This window comes from Methylobacter svalbardensis, from assembly GCF_037671525.1.
In the GTDB taxonomy this organism is placed as follows: Bacteria; Pseudomonadota; Gammaproteobacteria; order Methylococcales; family Methylomonadaceae; genus Methylobacter_A; species Methylobacter_A svalbardensis.
In genome coordinates this window covers 112,533-137,545 of sequence record NZ_JAWPOH010000003.1, presented here as the reverse complement: position 1 = coordinate 137,545, position 25,013 = coordinate 112,533, and the positions used below count along the sequence as shown (strand labels likewise).

The 25,013-nt window shown below is 47.7% G+C and carries 23 protein-coding genes; 12 read left to right on the top strand and 11 right to left on the bottom strand.

Annotated features, from left to right (window positions below):
* The first annotated feature begins 29 nt into the window (after nt 1-29).
* A complete protein-coding gene (locus RW114_RS02390) occupies nt 30-194 on the top strand; it encodes a hypothetical protein (protein ID WP_340121107.1) in 165 nt (54 codons plus the stop codon).
* A gap of 182 nt (nt 195-376) precedes the next feature.
* Here RW114_RS02390 and RW114_RS02385 read toward each other — a convergent pair whose 3' ends face one another.
* The 6 genes from RW114_RS02385 to RW114_RS02360 all read right to left on the bottom strand — a co-directional run bounded on the left by RW114_RS02385 (nt 377) and on the right by RW114_RS02360 (nt 8,823).
* On the bottom strand, nt 377-1,798 hold the full coding sequence (locus RW114_RS02385) for an HDOD domain-containing protein (RefSeq protein ID WP_340121106.1): 1,422 nt from the start codon (nt 1,796-1,798) through the stop codon (nt 377-379).
* A gap of 294 nt (nt 1,799-2,092) precedes the next feature.
* Complete coding sequence (phoU, locus tag RW114_RS02380) at nt 2,093-2,809, bottom strand: phosphate signaling complex protein PhoU (RefSeq protein ID WP_340121105.1); 717 nt, start codon at nt 2,807-2,809, stop codon at nt 2,093-2,095.
* 13 nt (nt 2,810-2,822) lie between these two features.
* Complete coding sequence (gene pstB, locus RW114_RS02375) at nt 2,823-3,656, bottom strand: phosphate ABC transporter ATP-binding protein PstB (protein ID WP_340121104.1); 834 nt, start codon at nt 3,654-3,656, stop codon at nt 2,823-2,825.
* A 4-nt stretch (nt 3,657-3,660) separates the two neighbouring features.
* A complete protein-coding gene (gene pstA, locus RW114_RS02370; protein ID WP_340121103.1) occupies nt 3,661-5,316 on the bottom strand; it encodes a phosphate ABC transporter permease PstA in 1,656 nt (551 codons plus the stop codon).
* Between the two features lie 10 nt (nt 5,317-5,326).
* Nucleotides 5,327-7,606 (bottom strand): ABC transporter permease subunit, encoded by a 2,280-nt coding sequence (locus RW114_RS02365; RefSeq protein ID WP_340121102.1) that lies wholly within the window; start codon nt 7,604-7,606, stop codon nt 5,327-5,329.
* A gap of 236 nt (nt 7,607-7,842) precedes the next feature.
* A complete protein-coding gene (locus tag RW114_RS02360) occupies nt 7,843-8,823 on the bottom strand; it encodes a PstS family phosphate ABC transporter substrate-binding protein (protein WP_340121101.1) in 981 nt (326 codons plus the stop codon).
* Between the two features lie 255 nt (nt 8,824-9,078).
* On the opposite strand from RW114_RS02360, the gene RW114_RS02355 reads away from it, so the two are divergent.
* Complete coding sequence (locus tag RW114_RS02355; protein WP_340121100.1) at nt 9,079-10,611, top strand: CHAD domain-containing protein; 1,533 nt, start codon at nt 9,079-9,081, stop codon at nt 10,609-10,611.
* A 154-nt stretch (nt 10,612-10,765) separates the two neighbouring features.
* Nucleotides 10,766-11,068, top strand: coding sequence for a BON domain-containing protein (locus tag RW114_RS02350; RefSeq protein WP_340121099.1), 303 nt, complete (start codon nt 10,766-10,768; stop codon nt 11,066-11,068).
* Between the two features lie 71 nt (nt 11,069-11,139).
* Here RW114_RS02350 and RW114_RS02345 read toward each other — a convergent pair whose 3' ends face one another.
* Complete coding sequence (locus RW114_RS02345; protein ID WP_340121098.1) at nt 11,140-11,385, bottom strand: hypothetical protein; 246 nt, start codon at nt 11,383-11,385, stop codon at nt 11,140-11,142.
* Nucleotides 11,386-11,575: 190 nt separating this feature from the next.
* Here RW114_RS02345 and RW114_RS02340 point away from each other — a divergent pair, with 190 nt between their 5' ends.
* Nucleotides 11,576-13,966, top strand: a complete 2,391-nt coding sequence (locus RW114_RS02340; RefSeq protein ID WP_340121097.1) for a Lon protease family protein — start codon at nt 11,576-11,578, stop codon at nt 13,964-13,966.
* A gap of 28 nt (nt 13,967-13,994) precedes the next feature.
* On the opposite strand, the gene RW114_RS02335 is transcribed toward RW114_RS02340, so the two are convergent.
* Nucleotides 13,995-14,840, bottom strand: coding sequence for an aldo/keto reductase family protein (locus RW114_RS02335; protein ID WP_340121096.1), 846 nt, complete (start codon nt 14,838-14,840; stop codon nt 13,995-13,997).
* 228 nt (nt 14,841-15,068) lie between these two features.
* Here RW114_RS02335 and RW114_RS02330 point away from each other — a divergent pair, with 228 nt between their 5' ends.
* Nucleotides 15,069-15,332, top strand: coding sequence for an alcohol dehydrogenase catalytic domain-containing protein (locus RW114_RS02330; RefSeq protein WP_340121137.1), 264 nt, complete (start codon nt 15,069-15,071; stop codon nt 15,330-15,332).
* A 377-nt stretch (nt 15,333-15,709) separates the two neighbouring features.
* Here the strand turns inward: RW114_RS02330 and RW114_RS02325 are convergent, their stop codons facing one another.
* The gene (locus RW114_RS02325; RefSeq protein WP_340121095.1) at nt 15,710-16,090 is read right to left on the bottom strand and encodes a hypothetical protein; all 381 of its coding nucleotides are present in this window, start codon (nt 16,088-16,090) and stop codon (nt 15,710-15,712) included.
* 253 nt (nt 16,091-16,343) lie between these two features.
* On the opposite strand from RW114_RS02325, the gene RW114_RS02320 reads away from it, so the two are divergent.
* Nucleotides 16,344-16,751: a hypothetical protein gene (locus tag RW114_RS02320; protein WP_340121094.1), complete on the top strand. Its 408-nt coding sequence runs from the start codon at nt 16,344-16,346 to the stop codon at nt 16,749-16,751.
* Nucleotides 16,752-16,763: 12 nt separating this feature from the next.
* Here RW114_RS02320 and ispB read toward each other — a convergent pair whose 3' ends face one another.
* Complete coding sequence (ispB, locus tag RW114_RS02315; RefSeq protein ID WP_340121093.1) at nt 16,764-17,774, bottom strand: octaprenyl diphosphate synthase; 1,011 nt, start codon at nt 17,772-17,774, stop codon at nt 16,764-16,766.
* Nucleotides 17,775-18,032: 258 nt separating this feature from the next.
* Here ispB and rplU point away from each other — a divergent pair, with 258 nt between their 5' ends.
* From rplU to proB, 4 genes are all read left to right on the top strand, one after another.
* Nucleotides 18,033-18,344 carry a 50S ribosomal protein L21 gene (gene rplU / locus RW114_RS02310; protein ID WP_340121136.1) on the top strand — a complete coding sequence of 104 codons (312 nt, stop codon included), beginning with the start codon at nt 18,033-18,035 and terminating at the stop codon, nt 18,342-18,344.
* 17 nt (nt 18,345-18,361) lie between these two features.
* Nucleotides 18,362-18,619 carry a 50S ribosomal protein L27 gene (gene rpmA / locus RW114_RS02305; RefSeq protein ID WP_340121092.1) on the top strand — a complete coding sequence of 86 codons (258 nt, stop codon included), beginning with the start codon at nt 18,362-18,364 and terminating at the stop codon, nt 18,617-18,619.
* A gap of 153 nt (nt 18,620-18,772) precedes the next feature.
* On the top strand, nt 18,773-19,807 hold the full coding sequence (gene cgtA, locus RW114_RS02300) for an Obg family GTPase CgtA (protein WP_340121091.1): 1,035 nt from the start codon (nt 18,773-18,775) through the stop codon (nt 19,805-19,807).
* Entirely contained in the window at nt 19,794-20,915 is a 1,122-nt protein-coding gene (gene proB, locus RW114_RS02295) for a glutamate 5-kinase (protein ID WP_340121090.1), read from the top strand. Before cgtA ends, proB begins: the two co-directional genes overlap by 14 nt.
* 74 nt (nt 20,916-20,989) lie before the next feature.
* Here the strand turns inward: proB and rpsT are convergent, their stop codons facing one another.
* Nucleotides 20,990-21,253: a 30S ribosomal protein S20 gene (rpsT, locus tag RW114_RS02290; RefSeq protein ID WP_006890844.1), complete on the bottom strand. Its 264-nt coding sequence runs from the start codon at nt 21,251-21,253 to the stop codon at nt 20,990-20,992.
* Nucleotides 21,254-21,351: 98 nt separating this feature from the next.
* Between rpsT and murJ the strand changes: the two genes are divergently transcribed.
* The gene (murJ, locus tag RW114_RS02285; protein ID WP_340121089.1) at nt 21,352-22,893 is read left to right on the top strand and encodes a murein biosynthesis integral membrane protein MurJ; all 1,542 of its coding nucleotides are present in this window, start codon (nt 21,352-21,354) and stop codon (nt 22,891-22,893) included.
* A gap of 623 nt (nt 22,894-23,516) precedes the next feature.
* Nucleotides 23,517-24,995, top strand: coding sequence for a sensor histidine kinase (locus tag RW114_RS02280; RefSeq protein WP_340121088.1), 1,479 nt, complete (start codon nt 23,517-23,519; stop codon nt 24,993-24,995).
* Nucleotides 24,996-25,013: the final 18 nt, after the last annotated feature.

The following is a 25,013-nucleotide window of genomic DNA, read 5'->3' as shown; positions in this document are numbered from 1 at the left end:
CGGGAGCATTATATCGAATCAACTCCATTATGGCTGATTTTACTAGGCATTGGTTTTTCTTGGGGAAAGACCTTCAAGGCGTGGATGGTTTTGTTGCTCAAGCAATTCTGCGGCGGCTGCCGCCAGGTCACATTGTCCATCGGGGTGATTGCCTGATTAAGCTGTTCAATTCCGGAGAAGGTTTGTTCAACTGAAGCTGAGCTTAGTTTTAGACGTGATGTCTGTAACACCACGAATGGAAATCACAATTTCTTCCATGGTTTTTCACGCATCGGCAACCCGCTGGGTGCCTCTTTCAACCTTCGCTACCGAATCGCCAATCAGGCTTTTACTCTTTCCTGCGGCGGCAAAAGCACGTTGCGATTAACCCTATGGATTAGCTGGAAAACACTCTCATCGTATCGTTAATTTGCTGCTTGGCTTCATGCAGTATATTTAAAGAGCGTTCGGGGGAAAGTGAAAAATTCTTTAATTTGCTGGCCGCAGGTATAGAGGAGACAACCGGAAGTTCAAACCTGTTTTTATGTCCTATCTTCCAATGTAAGCGGGAAAGCACAACTATATCGGTTAAACTCAGTTTTTCGCTATTGTTTTGATACCAGTCAGCAGCATAAAGCGGAATTTTAAGATATTCCTCAGCAAATCCCCAGTCACTCAGAATTTTGTGTCCTACCGGGCCTTTGACGTAAGGTAAGGCGAGTTCGATATCCGTTGCCGTGCAATACTCTTTAGGAATGTTGGCGGCAAAACTTAAAAAAGGTACAGCGCCAATATTGCTGATAAGTCCGGCGAGCAGCGCCTCTTCAGGATTAACTTGCTTGGTAATAGTCGCCAAAACAAAACTGATAATGGAAATAGAGATACTTTCTTTCCAGATTTCATCTAAGTATTTTTTTATCAGCGGTGAGTCAGTTTTGAAAATACGATTGATGCTTAAACTAATGACTAAGTTACGCGTGGCATTTAAGCCAATACGGTTTACCGCTTCAAAACAAGTTTTTACCGGGACTACACTTAGATAGAGAGGACAATTGGCTAATCCAATAAGCTTGGCGGAAATAACCGCATCATGTTGAATGATTTTTACGACGTCAGCAACGCTGGCATCGTTCTGCATGGCATTGCGCAATTTAATCGCCACATCCGGTAATGAAGGTATATTAAGCTCTTCATTATTATAATGATGAATAAAACAGGACATCAAATGATTTTTAGTTAATTCATCTGGAATCGCCAGTCTGGAAAATTGGGATAGCGGTGCATATTTAGGCGACAAGATTTTTTGTGAGACACGCAAAACACTCACATCAGTTTTAGCTACGGCCGTTGTTGTATGTATCGAACCGCTTGAGATCGGAAATTTGGCTTCTCCAGTTCCAGCCGCTATTTCATAAACTTTGCCATTGTCATCCGATAAAGAAATAGTACCTTTTAACAAATATAGCGCTGAGTCCGTTTTATTACCGCAATGAAACAAGGTGGTTTGCATGGGGTGGACTTCAGATTTAAGGTCGGAAGTAAAAGCCAGCAGCTTTTCTTTATCGTAATTCCTGATAGGAAAGAAATTTTGAACATCCTCCATTGAAATTTTTTCGGCAACATAGCTGCATGCTGTCTTGTTTTTTAGAACCATTTCGTTTGGCAGATCAGAAATAGGCTTAGGTGTTTTTAAACCTGAAGCAGGAATATCAGCTTTTTTTGTTGGTGAAGGCCTATTATCAAGTATCGGTTTAGACTTAGGATCTGTGTCATTGCCTGATGGTTGAACCGGTTTTTTTTTAAACAAATTCCAAGTCATAATGGTTTTTAACTTCCAGCGGATTTACATAAGTAAGTGCAACGCGTTTTAAACAGAGTCAGTTGGTAGTTTTCCAGCTATCAAAATAAAAAAGCGTCCAATCAAAAATTCAACTCTCCAATAATGAAAGATAACATAAGTTAACCCGCAAAGCCTATCTTACCTTCATCTTGATAAATACAACCGATGATTGCGCCAGACAGCAGGTGTCGGTCAATCTCACAAACAGGTGAGTGGCTTTTGTCTTGCAATAATCACCGGGTGATTATAAAGGCGTTGCGCCGGAAACGCCTGTTACTGCTTCATCTTCCTTTCCAGTTCTTCCTGGGTCAAATGTCGCACATCTTCGCCTTTGACCATATAAACCAAATGTTCGCAGACGTTACAGGCGTGATCGCCGATTCTTTCCAATGAACGGGCAATCCAGAGCACATCCAACATCCGGGTAATATTTCTCGGGTCTTCCATCATTCGGGTAATCAGCTGGCGGATGATGCTACCGTATTCACGATCGACATTTTCATCCAAACCGGTAATCGTGGTCACGCCTTCTATGTTCATCCTGGCAAATACATCCAGCGCGCCGTGCAGCATTTCCTGAACCAATTCGGCCATGTGCTCCAGCTCGTAATATTGGTCATGTTTGTTGTTGTCGGCACTCGACAACTGTATGGCCATCTCGGCGATGCGTTCGGCCATGTCGCCGACGCGTTCAAGATCATTAACCACTTTGATTACGGTGATTAACAATCTTAAATCGAATGCTGCAGGTTGCCTCAACGCTAAGATCTGCATACATTCCTGATCGATAGCCATTTCCAATGCATCGACTTGGTTATCCTGTTTGATGACCAGTTCGGCCATTTCCATATCACCGGTCGAAAAAGCGGTTACGGCCATCTCTATTTGCTGTTCAACCAGCCCGCCCATGGTTAAAACTTTGTTACGCACATCTTCCAGTTCTTTATTGAACTGGCCTGATATGTGCTGTCCTATTTTGCTGTTGTCCATTGCTTGCTCCTGGTTAGCCGTACCGACCGGTAATGTAATCTTCAGTTTGTTTCTTTTGAGGATTGGTAAACAACTCGCTGGTCGTACCCATCTCTATCAATTCGCCCATATACATAAATGCGGTGTAGTCCGAAACCCGTGCGGCCTGCTGCATATTGTGCGTGACGATAACTATCGTGTATTTTTCTTTAAGCTCGTTGATCAGTTCTTCAATTTTTAAGGTTGAAATAGGGTCCAGCGCCGATGCGGGTTCATCCAGTAACAGGACTTCGGGCTCTATCGCAATCGCTCTGGCAATCACCAGCCGCTGTTGCTGTCCGCCTGACAAACCTAGGGCGTTATCATTCAAGCGGTCCTTAACTTCATCCCACAGCGCTGCGCCGCGCAACGCATTTTCAACCGTTTCTTCCAAAACCCGTTTGTCGTTAATGCCCTGAATTCTAAGGCCGTAAGTGACATTCTCGAAGATAGATTTGGGGAAGGGATTCGGCTTTTGAAATACCATGCCGACGCGCCTGCGTAAAGCGGCGACATTGACGGATTTATCGTAAATATTTTCATCATCGAGCAGAACCTTGCCTTCGATGGTGACGTTATCCACCAAGTCATTCATTCGGTTGATGCAGCGCAGCAGTGTCGATTTGCCGCAACCGCTGGGGCCAATATAAGCGGTTACCTTTTTCTTCGGCATTTCCATATTAACGTTATGCAAAGCCTGCTTGTCCGCATAGAAAAGATTTAAATTTTCTACTTTGATACAGGTCTCATTCGGCTCAGCCGTTTTTTTCTGATCGCGTAAAACTGAACTTACATCAATGGCATGTGTACGTACGTGTTGATCTGTCATTTCTTTAACCTTCCAGTGCCCGGTATTTTTCTCGCAGATGATTTCTGATTAAAATGGCTGATAAATTCAGCCCCACAATGACCAGTACCAACAATAATGATGTCGCATAAACCAAGGGTCTCGCCGCCTCAACATTGGGGCTTTGAAAGCCGACATCATAAATATGAAATCCTAAATGCATAAATTTTCTGTCTAAATGCAAGAACGGATAATTGCCGTCCAGCGGCAATGTGGGCGCCATTTTTACCACACCCACCAGCATTAACGGAGCCACTTCGCCGGCCGCCCGCGCCACAGCCAGAATCAAGCCGGTCATCATCGCCGGGCTTGCCATCGGCAATACCGTCAGCCACAGAGTCTCCAGTTTGGTAGCGCCCAGGGCCAGACTGCCTTCGCGTATCGACTTAGGGATACGCGCCAAACCTTCTTCGGTTGACACGATAACCACCGGCAAAGTCAGCAAAGCCAAGGTGATGGAAGCCCAAAGCAAGCCCGGCGTACCGTAGACCGGCGCAGGAGCCGCTTCCGGGAAAAACAGCTGATCGATGTTGCCGCCCAGGATATAGACAAAAAAGCCCAGGCCGAATACCCCGTAAACAATCGAGGGTACGCCCGCCAGATTGTTGACCGCGATTCGGATCAAGCGGGTGATAAAACCCTGTTTGGCATATTCGCGTAAATATACTGCCGCAATGACGCCGAACGGGGTCACGATAATCGACATTATGATCACCATCATCACCGTACCAAAAATAGCCGGAAAAATACCGCCTTCGGTATTAGCCTCGCGCGGATCATCGGTTAAAAATTCAACCAGTTTAGCGCCATAATGCCAGACTTTATCGAACCGGCTCATGGTGTTCGGCTGGAAAACCTTGACTACTTTGGCCACGGGTATTTCAATTTCCTTGCCGCCTTCGGTTGTTGCGACCAGGCTATCCCGTCTTATTTGTCGATACAGCTCGCTTAACTGCGTTTGATATTTTTTATAGTCAATTTCCAACTCCGCTTTTTCGGCGGCCAACCGTTGCTCAGCTGCCGCATCCCAGCGATTGTTCAGTTGCAGTCTTTTCTGTTCAAGCCTTAACTGTTCCAGACTGTAGTTGATCGCACCGACTTCTTTTTTTTCCAGATGGGCTATTTCCTTAAAAATAGCCAAGGCTTGATCTATTCGGGCTTGAGCAGCAGGCCAAGCTTGATCGCCTTCAGCGATAATCTTGCCGCTTTCCTTGACCGCAAGCAATTGGCCGTAGAAATTACCCCATTCACGTCGTTCCACTACCATCAGTTCGGCAGGCGTCTGTTGCTGTTGGATATTGCGCTCCAATATCCAACGGAAATCAGCACCGGTAATATCTCGATTACCCGTTTTAATCAGGTATTGCACCAGTGTATCTTCATCATCGGCCATGATATAACCCGTTGATTTTGCCATCGCGGCCGGCGTAATACTGCTATCGATATGCTCGCCGATAATGGTTTGGATTGGCCCGCCCGGTTCCTGATAGCTGAACTGTACCACTTGGGCAGGCCAGAAGTGACCGACTCCGCGCACGACAATTAAGCCCAGCACGCCGACTACCATAATAAGGCAGGTACTGACTGCCGCCGCATTGAGCCATACCCAGGGAGTACCGCTTTTAAACCATGCTTTAATCATAATAGACTCATCATAATGAACTGTATTTTTCACGTAAGCGCTGACGAATGACTTCGGCCAGCGTATTAAAAACAAAAGTAAACATAAACAAAACCAGAGCCGCTAAAAACAGGATTCGATAATGGGTACTGTCAACTTCCGATTCCGGCATTTCCACCGCGATATTGGCAGCCAAGGTACGCATGCCCTGAAAAACGCTAAAATCCATGACCGGTGTATTTCCGGTTGCCATTAATACAATCATGGTTTCGCCGACGGCCCGGCCGAAACCGATCATCACCGCAGAAAAAATTCCCGGACTGGCGGTTAACAGCACGACCCTGATCATGGTTTGCCAGGGCGTTGCGCCTAATGCCAGCGAACCGACGGTCAAATGTTTGGGCACACTAAAAATCGCATCTTCAGCGATTGAGAAAATGGTCGGAATCACCGCAAAGCCCATTGCCACACCGACCACCAAGGAATTGCGTTGGTCGTAGCCTATGCCCATTTCAGCCTTCAACCAATCCTGTAGGGTGCCGTGAAACAAGTAAGTTTCCAATGGCACGCTTACCTGAAAGGCAATCCAGCCGCTGAGTAAAATAACTGGGATTAGTAGGGCTGCATCCCAGCCTTCAGGGAGATTTTCGGCGATGGCCTTGGGTAGAAATTGCCAGGCGAAGGCAAACAGCATCACGCCGACAGGAACGATCATCAATAGAGCAAAGATTCCGGTCAGGTGCTCTTCCATAAACGGAGCCAGCCAAAGGCCGGCAAGAAAGCCCAAAATAACCGTCGGCAATGCACCCATAATTTCAATAGAGGGTTTTACGTACTGTCGCATCCCCGGAGCCATAAAATAAGCGGTGTAAATCGCCCCCATCAGTGCCAGTGGAATGGCGACCAACATCGCATAAAATGACGCCTTCAGGGTGCCGAAAACCAATGGCGTTAAGCTGTATTTAGGCTCAAAATCATTATTTGCCGAAGAAGATTGCCAGATATAATCGGGTTTCGGATAGCTTTCGTACCAGACTTTCTGCCAAAGCGATTTGATCGAAACTTCGGGATGCTCATTATCGACCTGCCAGAAATGCATGTTGCCGGCTGCCGACTGCAACAACAATGCATTGGCTCTCGGTGACAAAATCGCTGTCGATGGTAAAGCATCGCTGACTCGTTCTTTAATCATTTCCCGTTCGGCGGTTGAATGATAAATGCCTACGATGCCGTCGGCATCGGTGGTCATAAAGCCTTTACGACGCTGTTCTGAGTTGATCGCAATGACCGCTTTATCAGAGACCTTAAATGCCCTGATTTTTTGCATGGCAGGGCGATTCAGTTTGTCTCTAACCATGCTCCACTGTGACACCAAGCCGCTGGAGTCGCCTATCATCAGCGAAAGATCGCCATTTAAAAAAGTCACACTGGTAATCTTTTGTCCCGCATCAACCACATTCAGTTGCTGCTTTAAGTCTGGGCTGCTCTTGTCGCTAATATCGAAATAGCCCAACTGTCCGTCGTTGCTGAGCAGATACAGATTGGACTCATCCTTGTCGATTAAAATTTCGGCAATACCCGCAGTCGGCAGATCCAGAACCGAATCCGTACGCGTTAAAGCCGCCTCGTCGGCAAATAACGATTGCTCTTTTTGAAAATTGATCAGGCGGATTTTATCGGCCGTTTTGGCAACGATGGTCGTTGAATCAGTGCCCACTTTAACCGCGATTGCCTCCAAAGCGGCGTCGGACTCATCCAGTGCCAAAGGTTGCTCGCCCAATGGATATTTAAGCGACGGCGTAATAAGCCGCACATTGTCCGGATAAGTGACTTTATATTGCTGTTTAGCGATGACTGCCCGGCCATCGGATAAACCGTAAATGACTGCGCCCTCATTGACAGGACTGCCTTGTGCAAAGCTGGTGATATGTACGCCTTCGGGTATTGCCACAGCTTGTATCAATAGGGTTTTACCCGTAGCGGCATTAAAAAACACCACTTGCCCGCTGTCGGTAAACCGGGCTGCGACCTCATTTTGCTCTTCTATTGCCAGCAGCAAGGTATTGCCCAGTGCCTGCTCGGGCACCGGGTATTCGCTGACCGGCGTTGCGCTAGCCGATATGAATAGCGGATACACCACATACAGTAAATAGAAGAAAATCAGTACGATGGCGACGATCACCCCCAGACCGCCCGCCACCACGCCATAGCGTGCCAAGGCATCTTTAATAAGTCGCCAGCGCTGGTGATATTCACCGGAACTGATTTTTATGGCGGGAGGTTGTTTTATCGGGGCGTTTATTTCTGACATGCTAAAGAGACTAGAAATTAAATAGAATAATGATATAACAAAAAAACAAAAAACGACCAAGACTCACAAAGCAAATCTTGGCCGTTTTTTGTCAGATGCATTTTTACTTACTGAGGGGCGTCGCATCGGTTCCTTTCCGATTGCGACACTTCCACCATCCATGGCAGTCGAAGATAATAACACATTCGGGCTGACATCCTTGTCTACGCATCCCTGCGCGATATTAAATACTTGGTCTATTTAAGCGTAGCCAATACTTTATCAACCACTTTGGCAGAAAGAGGGATATAGCCGTCTTTGATAACCACTTGCTGGCCGGTTTTAGACAACACCATTTTGATAAACTCGTTTTCTAACGGTGCCAGAGGTTGATTTGGCTTCTTGTTGACATAAACATACAGGTAGCGTGTCAAAGGATAAGTGCCGGCAAGCGCATTTTCAGGCGTCGCGTCAACAAAGGTCTTACTGCCTTTCTTTGCCAAAGGCACCATCTTAACGCCCGATGTTGTATAACCCATGCCGGAGTAGCCGATACCGTTAACCGATGAAGTGACCGACTGAACAACCGACGCGGAACCGGGCTGTTCGTTTACATTGCTTTTGAAGTCACCCTTGCATAAAGCGTGTTCTTTAAAATAACCGTAAGTGCCGGAAACCGAGTTGCGTCCGTATAACTGGATGCTTTTTGAACCCCAAGCCGTAGCGCCTGCGTCGCCCCAGGTTTCAATGTTTGCGCCGCCGCATTTATAGGTTGAAGAGAAAATGCCATCGACCTGTTCCATGGTCAGACCTTTAACCGGGTTGTCCTTGTTGACAAGGACCGCCAACGCATCAACAGCCACCGGAATAGCGGTAGGCTTGTAGCCGTATTTGTCTTCGAAAGCTTCAAGTTCATCATCCTTCATATCACGGCTCATAGGGCCCAGGTTTGATGTGCCTTCAGTCAATGCAGGCGGCGCTGTTGAAGAGCCGGCAGCCTGAATTTGGATGTTTACGTTAGGATAAGCGCGGTTGAATTCTTCAGCCCATAGCGTCATCAGATTGGCCAGCGTATCGGAGCCGACACTGGACAGGTTGCCGGAAATGCCGCTGGCTTTTTGATATTCGGGAACACCGGCATCAACGGTCTGTACGGCACAGGCAACATTGCTGGTTAATGCAGCGATACCAAAGCCCATCGCAGTCACCAACGATTTAGTTTTAAAAGATACTTTCATAATCAACTCTCAAATAATTTAAAGTGGCACTATTATGTAAAAAAAATATGACAAGAATATTACAGTACGGTTTTTTTTGCTATGCTGAGTCTTCGGCGCAAAATGGCAGTTTACATTACTTGTTTTTTCGGCGAATATCGGCTGATGCAGACTTACTGGTCCATTCTTATCCCATGTCATTAAACATTAATACTAAGCTGTTATGCTGAAAAATTAACCACTAAATGACTCCTGAATCCATACTTTGTGATAAATATGTCCTTACAATTTGAATTCCCCGCGAATTTAACGGCTGAAAATTTTATCGCCGCATTAAGTCATGAGGTCGACACGCAACTGGCTTCAAGGCAGTCATCCTGCAAAACCTATTACGACAGCTTTGACTGGCGTTTGTACTCAAACGACATCACTTGCGAGTTTAACCAAGCAAAATCGGCTTCATTAAGATCGATTAAAAATGGTTCGGTTATTGCCGAATCAGAGCGTAAAAAAGTTCCTTTATTCAGCAAAGAATTCGAGTCCGGAATACTACACGACATCCTGGCGCCGCTGTTGGAAATGCGTGCATTATTGCCGGTTTGCACACTGGAATATGAGGTCTATCAGCTGAATATTGTTAATAAAAATGAAAAAATCATAGTTCGGCTGTTAATCGAAGCATACAGCCAATTCAATAGCCGCGTTCTTCTGCAACCGGTAAAAGGCTATGACAAGGCCGCCGAACATATTGCCGAGCTATTGACCGCAACACTGGGCTTAACAGCGACGGATAAATCTGTTTTGTTGACAGCTCTGCAGATTCAGGGCCGCAAACCTAAAGATTACTCATCAAAACTGAATATCAACCTGGACCCCGAAATGCGTGCCGATATTGCCGGCAAATACATCTACAGTCACCTGTTAAAAGCCATTAAAGTCAACGAACAGGGTACTATTGCCCATACCGACAGCGAATTTTTGCACGACTTCAGAGTTGCGGTCAGAAGAACCCGCGCGGGACTCAGCCAGATCAAGGGCATACTGCCCGCTAACATCAGCGCGTATTATGCCGATTTTTTCTGCTGGCTGGGGCAGATTACCGGACCGGCACGAGACTTGGATGTTTATCTGCTGGGTTTTGACCGCTATAAAAGCAGTCTGCCGGACTCAATCAGGGAAGACCTTAATCCGTTATATGATTTCTTACTCATCAAACAGCAAAAAGCCCGGAAAGAACTGGCAAAAAAACTGCAATCCAACAAGTATCTATCCACGCTGGCTGAATGGGAGCTGTACCTTAAAGAGCCCTCATATAAAAAACCGCTTGAGGAAAATGCTAAGCTGAGCATTAAAGAACTTGCCGACAGGAGAATATGGAAGACTTTTACCCGTGTGATGCACGAAGGTGAAGCGATTAACGGCTCATCAGCGGATGAAGCATTACATGATTTAAGAAAATCCTGTAAAAAGCTGCGCTACCTGATGGAATTTTTCCAAAGCCTTTATTCCGAGCATCAAATAAAACACCTGATTAGGAAATTGAAAGGCCTGCAAGAAGTTTTGGGCGACTTTCAGGATTATGCCGTTCAAGAACATACCCTAAAACTGTTTAGCGAAGAAATGATGGCGCTTAATATCCCTGCCAATACCTTTTTAGCCATGGGCGTCTTAATTCAAGATCTTGATGCTCATCGATGCCGTGCCCGCAAGGACTTTGCATCAGAATTTGAGGTTTTTCAGCAGCAAGAAAATCAGTCTGACTTTAGATTACTGTTCGCCTCGTCAAAATCCTCCCGTCATCAGCATTGAGTGTGAGGAATACATCTATCTCATAATATTGTATGATTAAAACGTAGGGGTTATTTCAGTATGAGTCGTTCGGGTAGCATTGTTGTCATTGTTAACACCAGAAATAATCGTTTTTGAAACTGATGCCTAATTAAACTATAAGGGTTAAATATTTATGAGTAAATTCAAGTTGATAATAGGTTTTGTATGCGCCATGTTAATTGCCGGATGTGCTGGCGGGCCTACACATGAAAGCACCGGGGAATTTTTAGACGATTCGGTGCTGACTACCAAAGTTAAAACCACTATATTAGGTGATTCCAGGCTTAAGCTGCTGCAAATCAGCGTTGAAACCTACAAGGGCGTCGTTCAGCTAAGTGGGTTTGTGGACTCTGAGAGCGCCGCCACCAGAGCGGTGGAGCTGACAAGAAAGGTTAAGGGAGTCAAGTCGGTTAATAATAGTTTAGTTGTGAAGTAAGCAGGGGGGTGTCTGGGCAGATATTATTCCTGCAATATCAGCCCAGACAGTCGTCATTTTGCACGCCTACATCAGGCTAATGCCAGTTCATGCTCATCCAATTCAAGTCCCGATATAGTCGTCGCACCGGCTATTTCAGCCAGTTGACGAGTCTCGGCAACTGCTCCTGCATCCATACAGTCGTCATTTTGCGCAAACAACAAATTCATAACTTCAGGGCTTAATGCAAAGTCAAAGCTGACGTTAAGCTCGTCGAGTCGGGCATCCTTTGCCGGTAAAAGTTGTTGTGTCTTTGCTGCAACCCAATTGATAATCATCAGAACACCTTGTTGTTTTGTTAACTTGTTACTGATTATGCAGTAACTTGATTAAATTAATATGACAGTAGGATTAACACGGTTATTTTTTTGGCTGCGCGCTTCAAGTGACATTTTTGGGATAATCGAACAACGCGGTAAAAAATGGTAGACTTGCCGTTTTTGTGCAAGCCGAGAACATCCCCTATTCATGTCTAATACCCTAAAGCTCCCCCTGGAATCACTGAAACTAAATGTCGATCTGGCGGGCTTTGAGTTCCCCGTAGCACCTGAGTTGCCCGATACCATTTTAGGACAGTCCAGAGCCCAGTCGGCGCTGGAGTTTGGCGTTGCGATGCGCAATCCCGGCTACAATATTTTTGTGATGGGCGAGCCCGGATTGGGTCGGTTGTCGATGATTACCAACCACCTGTATGCCCAGGCCAAAACGCTGCCCGCGCCGTCCTCCTATGCTTATGTCGATAATTTTGATAATCCGAGAGAGCCGGTGGCAATTGAGCTTCCGGCAGAGCATGGGTCGACGCTCAGCAAGGACATTGAAAAATTAATCGATAACCTGCTGGCGACCTTTCCCGCCATCTTTGAAAGTCCGACTTATCAACAAAAAAAGGGGGCTATTGAGCGCCATTACAACCAGTACTATAACGATGCCATCGATCTGGTCGATAAAAAAGCTCAAACCTTGAGTATTGCGTTATTCAGGGAAGGCGAATCGATTTCTTTTGCACCTATCCAGGACAACAAGGCGCTGAATGAAGATCAATTCACCCAGTTACCGTTATCGGAGCGGGAAATTTTTCATAAGCATGTTGAGGCGCTGGAAGAATATCTGAGCGATGTATTGCTGGAATTACCCCAGTGGCGCAGAGCCATGGTCGAAAAAATCAAGCAGCTGGATACTGACACCATCAGTCTGGCGATCGAGCCGTTGTTTTCTAAACTGAATGACAGCTACCAGAATATCGATGACGTCATTACCTTTTTAGCGGAAATCAAAAAGAGCCTCAGCAACACCATTGCCGATTATCTGATGCCCGGTCGAACGCCGGAACCTCAGGATAACACCGCAAAACGGCTGTTACTGACCGAGCTGTATGCGCCCAATATTCTGGTCGATAATCAGCAGGAAAGCGGTGCGCCGGTTGTTTACGAGCCGCATCCGATTTATCAAAATCTGTTCGGTCGCATTGAATATGTCAGCGATCAGGGCGCGCTGGTCACCAATTATCGCCGGATTTGTGCCGGTTCATTGCACAAGGCCAATGGCGGTTATTTGATTCTCGATGCCGAAAAACTGCTGAATTATCCGTTCGTCTGGGATGGCCTTAAACGCGCACTGCAATCCGGTCGCATCGAAATCGAATCGCCCTATTCAGATTTAGGTATTAACACCATCACCCTCAAGCCCGAAGTCATCCCGTTAAACGTCAAGGTGATCCTGGTTGGCTCCAGGGATATTTATTATCTACTCGAAGAATTGGATGATGAGTTTAATGAGATGTTCAAAATCCTGGCTGACTTTGATAATTACATTCCGCGTAACGACGAGTCCATGCAACGCTTTATACTGCTGATGATTAAGCAAGCGGCAGATTCCGGTGCCAAGCCGTTAACCCGGACGGCTATTGAATGCCTGATTGAGCACAGTTGTCGACTTTCGGAAAATCAGCATCATTTTTCCGCCCGCATCAAAGATTCTCTGGAAATCATCGCCGAAGCCAGCCTGTTTTGTCAGCGCGACAATCAACAGGTTTGCGACAGAGCGCATATCGAACAGGCCCTGGCTGCAAGAGAGCATCGCAACGGCAGAATGCCCGAGAACATCCTCGAAGAAATGCTGGTCGGCACCATTCTGATCGATACCGAGGGCGAGTCTATAGGTAAAGTCAACGGCTTAACCGTATTGGAAGTCGGTTGCAGCAGTTTCGGCGCGCCGGTACGGATTACCACCAGCGTTTACCCCGGCTCCAGAGGCATCGTCGATGTCGAGAGGGAAGTAGAGTTGGGCCAGGCCATCCATTCCAAAGGCGTGATGATCTTATCCGGCTATTTGGGGCATACCTATGCCCAGCAATTTCCGCTAGCCATATCGGGCAGCATAGCCATAGAACAATCCTATGGCTATATTGACGGCGACAGCGCCTCACTGGCCGAGCTTTGCTGTCTTATTTCAGCACTGACCCGGATGCCGATTAAGCAGACTTTTGCGGTGACCGGTTCGATCAATCAGTACGGCGAAGTTCAGGCGGTAGGCGGCGTTAATGAAAAAATAGAGGGCTTCTTCAGGCTGTGTCAGGCGCGAGGCCTTAACGGACAGCACGCCGTCATCATTCCAGCCGCCAACAAGCGCAACCTGATGCTGAAACAGGAAGTGATCGATGCGGTAGCAAAGGGGCTGTTTGCGGTTTATGCGGTGTCCCGCGTAGATGAAACGCTGGAATTATTGACCGGGCAACCGGCTGGTGTGTTAGATGGCGAAGGCTTGTATCCGGAAGACAGCATTAATTTTAAAGCCATCTCGCGGTTGAAAGAGATTTCGGATATGGCTACGGATGAGGAGGATAAGGAGGAGGGGATTTAGGCCAACGGAGAGGATGACGGTTGTCTAATCAAAGCAACGTTTCCACAGCGTTGCACTCGTCGGCGGTCAATTCAAAATCGAAGATCGCAAGGTCTTCTCGCATATGGCTTTCCGATGTAGTACCGGTTAAGGGGATGATGTCGATTTGGCTCAGGTAGCGGAAAAATACTTGGGCGGCGCTACGCCGGTATTTTGCCGCTAAAGTTTGAACAGTGGTATGAGCCAAAACCTGGGGATTGCCGGTCAGCGTCCAGAAGCTTTGGTAAATGATCCGATGTTGTTTGCAAAAATCGCGGATACTGCGGTCGTACTGGGTCTGCGCATAAAAACGGTTTTGGATGACGGCCGGCTTGATCGTGGCATCTCGATACAATAGCGCAAGCTGTTGGAGATCGTAGCAATTGCTGATCCCAAGCTGCTTGGCACCGCCGCCGTGAAATATCCGCTCCATTGCCCCCCACACTTCCAGGGTCTGCTGTTGATTTGCCAATGGCGAGTGCAGCACTAAGCAATCCAAATAGGTGGTTTGCAGATTTTTCAGCGAGGTTTGAAATGATTGCGCTACTTGCTCATCCAGGCTGGCCTTGGGATCATAAGGCAGTCGCATCGGATCTTGGCCGTTTAATGAGGTGAATTTGCTTTGCAGATAAAGCTCACTGCGATCTATTCCTCGACGCAGACAAGCAGCCATGCCGTCACCAACACCCGCTTCGTTATAATGCTTGGGTTGGCAGGCCGTATCGATACCGCGAAAACCCAGTCCGACAGCCTGTTCTACTAGCGTCGCCGTGCTATCTTTTTTCCAGGCCGTGCCGTAAATTATCCGGGGTATCCGTACGCCGTAAGCGGACGTTAAAAAATCGTTATGGTTCATTAGTATTCCATGAAAAATGTTGGGCTGCGATTATCCTCGCATATTAAGTGGCTTTGAACCACTGGCTATCATGTCGAGTATCGAGGTAGTCAAAACTGTCGATTTTGAATGCTGGGCTGATGACGACAAACCTAGTCATGCAGGGCTGATTTTACAAGAAGATACAATGAAAATAGGTTTAGCGACGCTCTATCGACTCTACGATTAACCCATGATTGAAAGTTCCATATTGCATTAGTTCACGAAGTTTATCATGAAAAAATTATTGATTATGCCGCTTATAATCATAACTCTCCACTGTTACCGTTAAGTTTTGGACGGCGTGATCCTACGCCTACCTATGTCCGGATTGAGATCTTGTTCTGCGGGGTTTGTCACTCCGATATTCGTCAAGTGCGTAACGAGTGGGGCAGTTCGGTGTTTCCGATAGTGCTCGGTCATGAAATTGTTGGCAAAGTGACCCAAGTGGGGTCAGCAATTTTTCTGTGCTGAGAACGCCATCGCTTCAGTCATCGAAATCATCCCGATCCAGCAGATTAACGAAGCCTACGAGCGAGTGTTGAAAAGCGACACGTGAAGTATCGCTTCGTTATCTATTTGGCCAGTCTAAAATAGTCTTTAGATTAACAGGACTGTCGTATAAGCTAAAGAGACTGTGAAAGAATGAATGAGTACGGCATAAAAAGTATTATTAACCATGAAGCTCATGAAGCTCATGAAGGACATGAATAAAAGGCCAAGTTAATCAATGAATTAAATCTTCATGCTCTTCATGGTTATTTCTTCTATATCGAATACTTTCACAGTCTCTAAAGTTAATGGTCGGTGTGAAACGAGAGGTTTGAACACCGGCAGCGAGTGTCTGAAAATTAGTCGGCAATTTTTACCAGCCAGCCATTATCACCTTTGCAATTGCTTGATCCATTGGCGGTAATAGCAATTCTGGCGTATACGCCTTTTAATGACATTGGAATCGTTCCGCTTGCCTGAAAACCACCTTTGTTTGGGGTGACTTTGAGGCTGGTGGGTAGGCCTTTCACGGTAACTTTGATGGTATCTGGCAAAGTATTTGCCGATGCTAAAAAAGAAAAGCCTGAGCCTGCTGCAACTTCAGTATTTTCAGATGGAGTGAAATCGGTAAACTTGGGTTTGGCGCAGGATTTTGAGCTACTGCTGCTACCGTAAGCCCATGAAGTGCTGGTCACGATCATAAAAACTAAAGCCCACAAGTAATTATATTGTTGTTTCATTATCATGCCTCATCGTGTTGTTAGGGTGGTTTATATGTTGCCGGTGATTTGCGGCGATCTATACTAGGCAAACGACCAAGCAGATATTCAACGGTATTTTTAAGGTTAGTTCTGACCGGTTTTGATAGTAGTCCCAAGTTAAAATGAACGCAACAAGACAATTTATAAGAGGGCTATCTTTGTTGCATGGCAATCGGTCGATAAATCCACTTTGAATTATAATCGACGTAATTTTGGGTGAATTGGAATAGCTATGCGGCAAACAATTAAGGCAAAACACGAATTACGCTTGTACGAGCTTAAAAAAGCGGTGAACGATTTTATTGAGTTCACTGAACATTTAACGCTACTTCAGCCGGTTAGTGAAAAAGCGCGGGAAATGGTTCAGGCGGTTGATATGTTGCAACAATTATTGCAGCAAGGTTTGGATGCCAATGAGCTGGTTAAGGCTGTTAATGCTTCGGAGGCAGCAACGCTGCTTGATGAGATTGTCGATGCCGATGCGGTGAGTGAGCTGGAAGCTTATATGCTGTCGGCGGCAGAAGGTATAGAGGATACCGAGGTCACGCAGTTTTTAACCGAGGTGATGGACAAGGTTGAGCGTAAATATAACCGGCTGCTTGAAAAAGTGCATGCTTATAATGCGCTACTTAAAAGCTAGGCGATTGCGGTTTTAATAATTACGCTGGACGGAAAACTTCGCCAATAAAATCAACGCTTCTTTGTATTCGGAATCAGGTAGCACACCTAATGCGCTGATCGCTTTTTGAGCTTCCTCGTCGGCGCGTTGTTCCGTGTAATCAATGGCTTTAGTGCTTTTCACGATCGCGTAAACTTCGTTGAAAGCATCGCGGTCGCCATTTTTGACCGCATCAATAATGATTTTGGCCTCGCTTTCGGTGCTGTTTTGTATCGCGTAAATCAGCGGTAGGGTCGGCTTGCCTTCGGCAAGATCGTCGCCGAGGTTTTTACCCAGTTCGTCTGCACTGGCCTTGTAATCGAGCGCATCATCAATCAGTTGAAAAGCGATGCCCAGATGTTGACCATATAACGCCAAGCCTTGTTCGATTTCGGCGGATGATCCGGCGATGACGGCGGCTAATTTGGTCGCGGCGCTGAATAAAATAGCGGTTTTTCTGGCAATAACTTCGAGGTATTTTTCTTCCGTGGTTTCGGGATTATTGCAGTTTAAAAGTTGCAGCACCTCGCCTTCGGCAATGGCTGTGGTGGTTTTTGACAGGATTTCCATTACCCGCATATTGCCGGTGCGCACCATCATTTCAAATGCACTGGAATAAAGATAATCGCCTACCAGTATACTGGCCGCGTTGCCCCAGACGGCATTGGCGGATTCTTTCCCTCGTCTGAGGTCGGAGTCGTCAACAACGTCATCATGCAGCAGTGTGGCGGTGTGGATAAATTCAATGATCGCAGCCAGCAGCAGGTGGTTATCGCTGGCTCCGCCCAAGGCCTTGGCCGCCAGTAACAGCAGCATTGGGCGTAATCTTTTGCCGCCGCTGCCGACGATATAATGGCTCATCTGGTTGATGAGGACAACATCGGAACTTAACTCATCAATAATGAGCCGATCGACGGCTTTTGCCTCAGCCGTAGTTAATTGCTTAATTGAGTCAAAATCAATGGGAGCGAGCGTGTTAGCGGGGGATTGTGAATGCGATGCCATTATATAGTGTTGCGTGTAAGTTTGGGTTACTTTTCATGGCGATAGCTATGAAAATCAAAATCTGTTAGGCTATTATAACTTAATAAAACCTTAATCGCCCATGCTATTGACGTGGTAGGTTAATGAATAAAGGTTTTTTTATATTATTTTGAAAAGATATTTAGGGTGTAAGTTTAATTTAGATTGACTTAACCTTGATTTAAAAATATAATTTTTTGTTCACTTTAAACAGATTAATGCTTGATGGAGCTTGCGCCGATGTATGCGGTAATTCAAACAGGTGGTAAACAGTACCGCGTAGAAGAAGGTACTTACTTAAAAATAGAAAAACTGGAGCTAGGCGAAGGCGACAGCATTGAATTCGATAAAGTACTGATGATTCAGTCAGACGATGCTGTTCAGGTCGGCATGCCTTTTATCGAAGGCGGCAAAGTTACAGCGACTGTCCTGTCTCAAGGCAGGCATAAAAAAGTCAAAATTATTAAATTCAGAAGACGTAAGCACCATATGAAACAAATGGGGCATCGTCAGTACTATACGGAAATCCAGATTACTGGCATTTCCGCTTAAGATATTAGGAGTTACAGATGGCTCATAAAAAAGCTGGTGGTAGTACTCGTAACGGACGTGACTCTAATGCGAAAAGATTAGGTGTTAAGCGTTACGGTGGTGAGAGTGTGACGGCAGGCAATATTATTGTTCGTCAACGTGGAACCAAGTTCCACGCTGGTGATAATGTAGGTTGCGGAAAAGATCATACTTTGTTTGCAACGGCTGATGGTAAAGTGGTTTTTCAGGTCAAAGGACCTCAAAGCCGCAAATTTATCAGTATTGTTGCTGCATAAGACATACAGCTGTATCGCGCAATAATATGGCGAGATAGTTAGGTCGGGTTAGTTTAGTTTAGTTTAACCCGACAGCTTAAAAAAGCTCCGCCGTTCATGGCGGGGCTTTTTTTGTTTTTATCGGTTGAGTTTGACGTTTGGCGGCATGGATTTATGAGATTTGTTGATGAAGCAGAAGTTCGCGTAGAAGCGGGCGATGGCGGCAATGGTACTATCGGCTTTCGGCGCGAGAAGTACATTCCGATGGGCGGTCCGGATGGCGGCGATGGTGGCGATGGCGGCAGTGTTTATCTGATTGCAGCAGAGAATGTAAATACTCTGGTGGATTTTCGCTATCATGCCGTACACAGGGCGCAGCGCGGACAAAACGGCATGAGCCGGAATTGTACCGGCAGAAAAGGCGATGATTGCTATGTGCCGGTACCGCTGGGGACGCAGGTTTCTGATGCGGAAACGGGTGAAGTCATAGGTGATTTAACCAAAGTCGATCAAACGTTGCTGGTCGCTCAAGGCGGTTTTCATGGTCTGGGCAATACGCGCTTTAAAAGCAGTATTAACAGGGCCCCGCAAAAGGCCAGTAAAGGCAGCGAAGGCGAGCATCGCAGGCTTAATCTGGAGCTGACGTTGATTGCCGATGTCGGCTTGCTGGGCATGCCCAATGCCGGAAAATCCAGCCTGATACGTTCGGTATCGGCGGCAACGCCCAAGGTTGCCGACTATCCTTTTACAACCTTGCATCCCAATCTGGGCGTGGTTAGGGTTGATGATTTACGCAGCTTTGTTATTGCCGATATTCCTGGTGTTATTGAGGGTGCGGCTGAAGGTGCGGGTCTCGGCTTGCAGTTTCTGAAGCATTTGCTGCGCACCGGCTTGCTGTTGCATCTGATTGATGTTGAGCCTTACGAGAGCATGGAGTCGCCGGTACAGGCGGCTAAAAAAATTATCCATGAGGTCGAGAAATGGAGCGATGAGCTGGCCGCCAAGCCGCGCTGGCTGGTGCTGAATAAAATAGATCGGCTGCCTGAAGAGGTAGTCGAGCAGCGTTGTCAGGCTATTGTCGATGAGCTGGAATGGACCGGCCCGGTATTTAAAATTGCAGCCATTAACGGCAGCGGTACCAGAGAGTTGATGTTCGCCATCATGAGCTTTTTGGAGCAGCAGCGGCGGGAAAAAAGTGAGCAGGGCTGATTTTGCCAAGGTTAAACGGGTTGTCGTCAAAATAGGCAGCTCTTTGTTAACCAAGGGCGGACTGGGACTTGATAAGGTCTCTATTGCGGCCTGGGTTGAGCAGATGGCCGGTTTAAGGCGGCAATCTATCGATGTGATACTGGTTTCTTCAGGTTCCGTCGCAGAAGGCATGTGCCGCTTGGGTATGAAAGTACGACCCAAGACCTTGCATGAGCTACAGGCTGCGGCATCGGTGGGGCAAATGGGCTTGGTGCGCGTTTTTGACGATAATTTTCAGCGGCATCAGTTGCATGCGGCGCAGGTGTTATTAACGCATGACGATTTGTCGAACAGACAGCGCTATTTAAACGCCAGAAGCACATTGCTGACCTTGCTGAAGTTTGGCGTAGTGCCGGTCATTAACGAGAATGATGCGGTTGCGACCGAAGAAATTCGCTTTGGCGATAATGATACGCTGGCTGCATTGGTGGCCAATCTGGTCGAGGCCGAGCTGCTGATCATTTTGACCGACCAGCAGGGCTTGTTTACCGGTGATCCCGGCTTGTATCCCGATGCGGAACTTATTTCAGAGATCAGTGTTAACGATGACCGACTGGATACCATGGCCGGCGATAGTCGTAGCGGCTTGGGTCGGGGCGGCATGTGCACCAAGGTTCGGGCGGCGCGGCTGGCATCCAGATCCGGCGCGGCAACAGTGATTGCTGCGGGCGCGGTCGACAATGTGATTACCGCTGTCATTGCCGGGACCGATTTGGGCACCTATTTATTGCCTGACATAGAGCCAATGGTGGCCAGAAAACGTTGGCTTGCCGGGCAGTTGCAGGTCAAGGGGCGATTGGTTCTGGATGCGGGCGCAGTCAGGATGTTGAAAAACGAAGGCAAAAGTCTGCTGGCGGTCGGCGTTAAAGCAGTGTCTGGCCGGTTCGAGCGCGGCGAGTTGGCTTCTTGTGTCGATGAAAGCGGCTTTGAAGTTGCGCGTGGGTTGGTTAATTACGGCAATGCCGATGCTCAACTAATAGCGGGCAGGAGCAGTTCTGAATTTGAAAGTATTCTGGGTTATTTCGACGACGCAGAGCTGATACACCGGGATAATCTGGTGCTGATTTAACGCGATTAGCCGGGCAATAAAAAAGGCCGTAACTCAATGAGTCCGGCCTTTTTTATTGAGTAAGGCTAAAGCAGTTAAGCGATGGCTTTTACTTTTGCATTCAGTCTGCTTTTACCGCGTGCGGCTTTATTCTTGTGAATAATGCCTTTGGTAACTGCTGAATCGATAATCGGAACGGCAGTATTGTAGGCGGCCTGCGCTTTTTCTTTGTCGCCAAGCTTAACTGCGGCAATGATTTTTTTAATGAAGGTGCGTAAGTTGCTACGTTGTCCTGCGTTGCGAATACGGCTTTTTTCCGCTTGTCGCGCACGCTTTTTAGCTTGTGCTGTATTAGCCATAGTGTCTCGATTCTTGTGGTAAGTTAATTAAACCGTGTATTATCATTAGAAGTGGTAATATTGTCAAACGTTTTTAACGCAACACAGCAGGAGTAGCATTGAGCAGGCAACTTTTCAAATCCGCAGTAGTTGTCGGCAGCATGACTCTGATCTCACGGATACTCGGGTTTATCCGGGATATGTTGATTGCACATTTCTTCGGCGTGGATTCGGCAACCGATGCCTTTTTTGTGGCGTTCAAGATTCCCAATTTTTTACGGCGATTATTTGCCGAGGGCGCTTTTGCCCACGCCTTTGTTCCGGTGTTATCTGATTACAAAGAACGTGGCAGCAAAGTCGCATTAAAACAGTTTATCGATAAAACCGCCGGAACCCTGTCCGTTTTTTTACTGCTGATTACGCTGATCGGCGTCGTTGCCGCTCCGGTGCTTATCATGCTGCTGGCTCCCGGTTTTATGTGGCAGGGATCCCAGTACGAGCTGTCGGTACAACTATTGCAAATTACCTTTCCGTACTTGTTTTTTATCGCGTTGGTGGCTTTTTCCGGCGGTATTTTAAATGCGCACGGACAATTTTCGATCCCTGCGTTAACGCCGGTTTTTCTGAACATCTGCATGATTGCCGCCGCAATCTGGCTGGCGCCACTGATGGACGTGCCGGTTACGGCCTTAGCGTGGGGCGTTTTTGCGGCGGGCATCGTGCAGCTGTTGTTTCAGTTCCCCGCGTTGATGCGCTTGGGGCTGATGCCGAGATTAAGACTGGACTTTGATGACCCGGGCGTTAAAAGGATTACAAGCCTGATGCTGCCGGCGATATTTAGCGTCTCGGTGACGCAGATCAACTTGTTGCTGGATACCTTGATAGCCTCGTTCTTAACCGTAGGCAGCGTGTCCTGGCTGTATTATTCCGACCGACTGGTGGAGTTTCCGTTGGGTATTTTTGGTATTGCCTTGGCAACGGTCATTTTACCGAATTTATCCAAAAGTCATGTTGCGGAAGACACGGCCTCTTTTTCAAATGCGCTGGATTGGGGCTTGCGCTGGGTTGTTCTGGTCGGGTTGCCCGCTACCATTGGCTTGGTGATACTGGCCGAGCCGATGCTGTCGACGCTGTTTCAATATAATGAATTCGGCGTCAGCGATGTGCATTTGGCAGGGCAGAGCCTGAAGGCGTATGCGCTGGGATTGTTGGGCTTTATCCTGATTAAAGTGCTGGTGCCGGGTTTTACCTCGCGCGGCGACATGAAAACGCCGGTACGTTACGGGGTTTACGCGATGCTAGTCAGCCTAGGCCTGAATCTGGTGCTGGTTTTCCCGCTGGCACATGCAGGACTGGCTTTAGCGACATCCTTGGGTGCTTTTTTTAACGCGGCCTTGCTGCTGAGAAAATTGCACAAAGACGAGGTGTATCAACCGGCAAACGGCTGGTGGATATTTGTTGTCAGGGTCGCGCTGGCCGGTGGAGCCATGGCGGCAGTCCTCTTTTATTTTGTCGATACGGCCTGGTGGAATGACTGGAATTCCACAGCGCGCGTGATCAATTTGATGAAATGGATGGGCTTAGGCGGGGTCATTTACACCGCAACATTACTGTTAACGGGCTTAAGGTCAAAGCATTTGACCGGTCGTACGCACAGCTAAAGTGTCATTGAATTTAACCTGACATTGTAGATGCCTAATTTAGCTCTCGGCTAACAATATCGGAAGCTATAAATTGTCCGCTATCGGCCATTATGCACAGTAACGAATTATGTAGAGTCGAGAGCTACAAACCACGATCCACTTAATCTGTCGGGATTTATTACTGTGCATAACGACCAAAACCAATCAGTCAATTTGTATTTTTACATAGGTTTGGGGTTCGCATAGTCCGTCCAAACCCAACTTAATTAAAAAGTTTCCGCTTGAGCACAAAAGACTTGCGCTTGCCCTACCGGACTTGTTCAAGATGTTTTAGAGGTGTAATCTAATCTTGCATAAATAGTTGCTGAAAATACTTATTCATAGGGTATTATCCAAATGATTGCTGATATGGCCTTATGCGCCCTGCGATTGGAAATTAATATACATTTAAATGTAGTTAGATGTTTTGCTCAGCTCTGCTGAACCTTGTCAATTACTGGAGAAAGCTATGGGATTTAAACAACGAACCAGGAACCGGATGGATACAGCTGTCCCTTTCATAAAGTCCAATTTGCGTGGCGACGGTGGGTGTAAAGCATGATTCGATCATCTCATAACCAGAGGTTGGTGAACCGCCCCTTATGACAATCGGAACACAAGACATCCTGATCAAACATAATGCCCGGTGGCTGATGGACATCGCGGCGGACGCCATGCTCATCGCCGATGCGGACGGACGTATCCTGCTGGCCAATCCCGCTGCCGAGCGCTTGTTTGGCTATACACGGGATGAATTCACCGGACTCACCGTCGAGGATTTGATCCCGCGGAGCTTGCGGGCGTCGCACGGCGACAAGCGCGCCGCTTACGCCACACAGCCCAACAGCCGTACGATGGGCGCCGAGCTAGAAATTGTCGGCTTGCGCCGGGATGGCGGCGAATTTGCCGCCGACGTGAGTCTCAGCCCTCTCGAAAAGGGACAGGTGCTGGCCACGGTGTACGACATCACCCGGCGCAAGCAGGCCGAACAGGCTCTCGCGGCGGCGCAGGAGTTCGCAGAAAGCATTGTCGACACCATGCAGGAGCCACTGGTGGTACTGGATGCCGATGAGCGGGTGGTCTCCGCCAACCAGGTTTTTTACCAGGTGTTTCAGCTCACGGAAGAGGAAACGCTAGGGCAGGTCTTCTTTGAACTGCATCAGCGGCAATGGGACATTCCGGCTCTGCGCCAAATGTTGGACGAGGTTCTTCCTCAAGAGCGCAGGGGCAAGGCCTTCGAGTTGCAGCACGAATTCCCCGGCATCGGCAGCCGCACCGTGCTGATCGACGCCCGCGTGATCGAAGGAAAATCCGATCAGCCGAATCTCACTCTGCTCACTTTCTTGAACATCACCGAACGCAAGCGACTGGAAGCGGAGCAAGCGCGCATGATCCACGAACTGGAAAGCGCCAACGAAGAGCTCAAAAACTTCGCCTATGTGGTCTCCCATGATCTGAAGGCGCCGTTGCGCGCTATCGGCTCGCTGGCCGACTGGATCGCCGCCGACCAGCAGGACAGGCTCGACGAAGAAGGCCAGGAACACCTGCGCCTGCTCATCCAGCGGGTACGGCGTATGGACGGCCTCATCGACGGCGTGTTGCGCTATTCGCGCATCGGACGGATACATGAGGTGGCTGTCGCGGTCGATCTCAACGAATTACTGCATGAGGTGATCGACTCGCTGGCGCCACCCGCCCACATCACCGTCATGGTTGCGTCCGGGTTGCCGGCGATCCGGGCGGAGAAGACCGCCATCCAGCAGGTGCTGCAGAATCTCATCGCCAATGCCATCCGCTATCTGGACAAACCCCAGGGCCGGATCGAAATCGATTGCATCGACCAAGGCCAAAGCTGGCGATTCAGCGTGGCCGATAACGGCCCCGGCATCGAGGCGCGTCATTTCGAGCGCATCTTCCAGTTGTTCCAGACGCTGAATCCACGTGATCGGGTGGAAAGCACCGGCGTGGGCCTCGCCATCGTCAAGAAAATCGTCGAGCAGTGCGGCGGGCAGGTCTGGGTCGAGTCCACCCCCGGCCAGGGCAGCACCTTTTTCTTCACCCTATCGAAAAATAGCCAATAAACCTTCAGGAAGAACTTA

Excerpts from the sequence above, each read along its gene's own strand:
- RW114_RS02390 (WP_340121107.1), top strand. The coding sequence starts at position 30 with ATGGCTGATTTTACTAGGCATTGGTTTTTCTTGGGGAAAGACCTTCAA.
- RW114_RS02385 (WP_340121106.1), bottom strand. The coding sequence starts at position 1,798 with ATGACTTGGAATTTGTTTAAAAAAAAACCGGTTCAACCATCAGGCAAT.
- phoU (WP_340121105.1), bottom strand. The coding sequence starts at position 2,809 with ATGGACAACAGCAAAATAGGACAGCACATATCAGGCCAGTTCAATAAA.
- pstB (WP_340121104.1), bottom strand. The coding sequence starts at position 3,656 with ATGACAGATCAACACGTACGTACACATGCCATTGATGTAAGTTCAGTT.
- pstA (WP_340121103.1), bottom strand. The coding sequence starts at position 5,316 with ATGATTAAAGCATGGTTTAAAAGCGGTACTCCCTGGGTATGGCTCAAT.
- RW114_RS02365 (WP_340121102.1), bottom strand. The coding sequence starts at position 7,606 with ATGTCAGAAATAAACGCCCCGATAAAACAACCTCCCGCCATAAAAATC.
- RW114_RS02360 (WP_340121101.1), bottom strand. The coding sequence starts at position 8,823 with ATGAAAGTATCTTTTAAAACTAAATCGTTGGTGACTGCGATGGGCTTT.
- RW114_RS02355 (WP_340121100.1), top strand. The coding sequence starts at position 9,079 with ATGTCCTTACAATTTGAATTCCCCGCGAATTTAACGGCTGAAAATTTT.
- RW114_RS02350 (WP_340121099.1), top strand. The coding sequence starts at position 10,766 with ATGAGTAAATTCAAGTTGATAATAGGTTTTGTATGCGCCATGTTAATT.
- RW114_RS02345 (WP_340121098.1), bottom strand. The coding sequence starts at position 11,385 with ATGATTATCAATTGGGTTGCAGCAAAGACACAACAACTTTTACCGGCA.
- RW114_RS02340 (WP_340121097.1), top strand. The coding sequence starts at position 11,576 with ATGTCTAATACCCTAAAGCTCCCCCTGGAATCACTGAAACTAAATGTC.
- RW114_RS02335 (WP_340121096.1), bottom strand. The coding sequence starts at position 14,840 with ATGAACCATAACGATTTTTTAACGTCCGCTTACGGCGTACGGATACCC.
- RW114_RS02325 (WP_340121095.1), bottom strand. The coding sequence starts at position 16,090 with ATGAAACAACAATATAATTACTTGTGGGCTTTAGTTTTTATGATCGTG.
- RW114_RS02320 (WP_340121094.1), top strand. The coding sequence starts at position 16,344 with ATGCGGCAAACAATTAAGGCAAAACACGAATTACGCTTGTACGAGCTT.
- ispB (WP_340121093.1), bottom strand. The coding sequence starts at position 17,774 with ATGGCATCGCATTCACAATCCCCCGCTAACACGCTCGCTCCCATTGAT.
- rplU (WP_340121136.1), top strand. The coding sequence starts at position 18,033 with ATGTATGCGGTAATTCAAACAGGTGGTAAACAGTACCGCGTAGAAGAA.
- rpmA (WP_340121092.1), top strand. The coding sequence starts at position 18,362 with ATGGCTCATAAAAAAGCTGGTGGTAGTACTCGTAACGGACGTGACTCT.
- cgtA (WP_340121091.1), top strand. The coding sequence starts at position 18,773 with ATGAGATTTGTTGATGAAGCAGAAGTTCGCGTAGAAGCGGGCGATGGC.
- rpsT (WP_006890844.1), bottom strand. The coding sequence starts at position 21,253 with ATGGCTAATACAGCACAAGCTAAAAAGCGTGCGCGACAAGCGGAAAAA.
- RW114_RS02280 (WP_340121088.1), top strand. The coding sequence starts at position 23,517 with ATGACAATCGGAACACAAGACATCCTGATCAAACATAATGCCCGGTGG.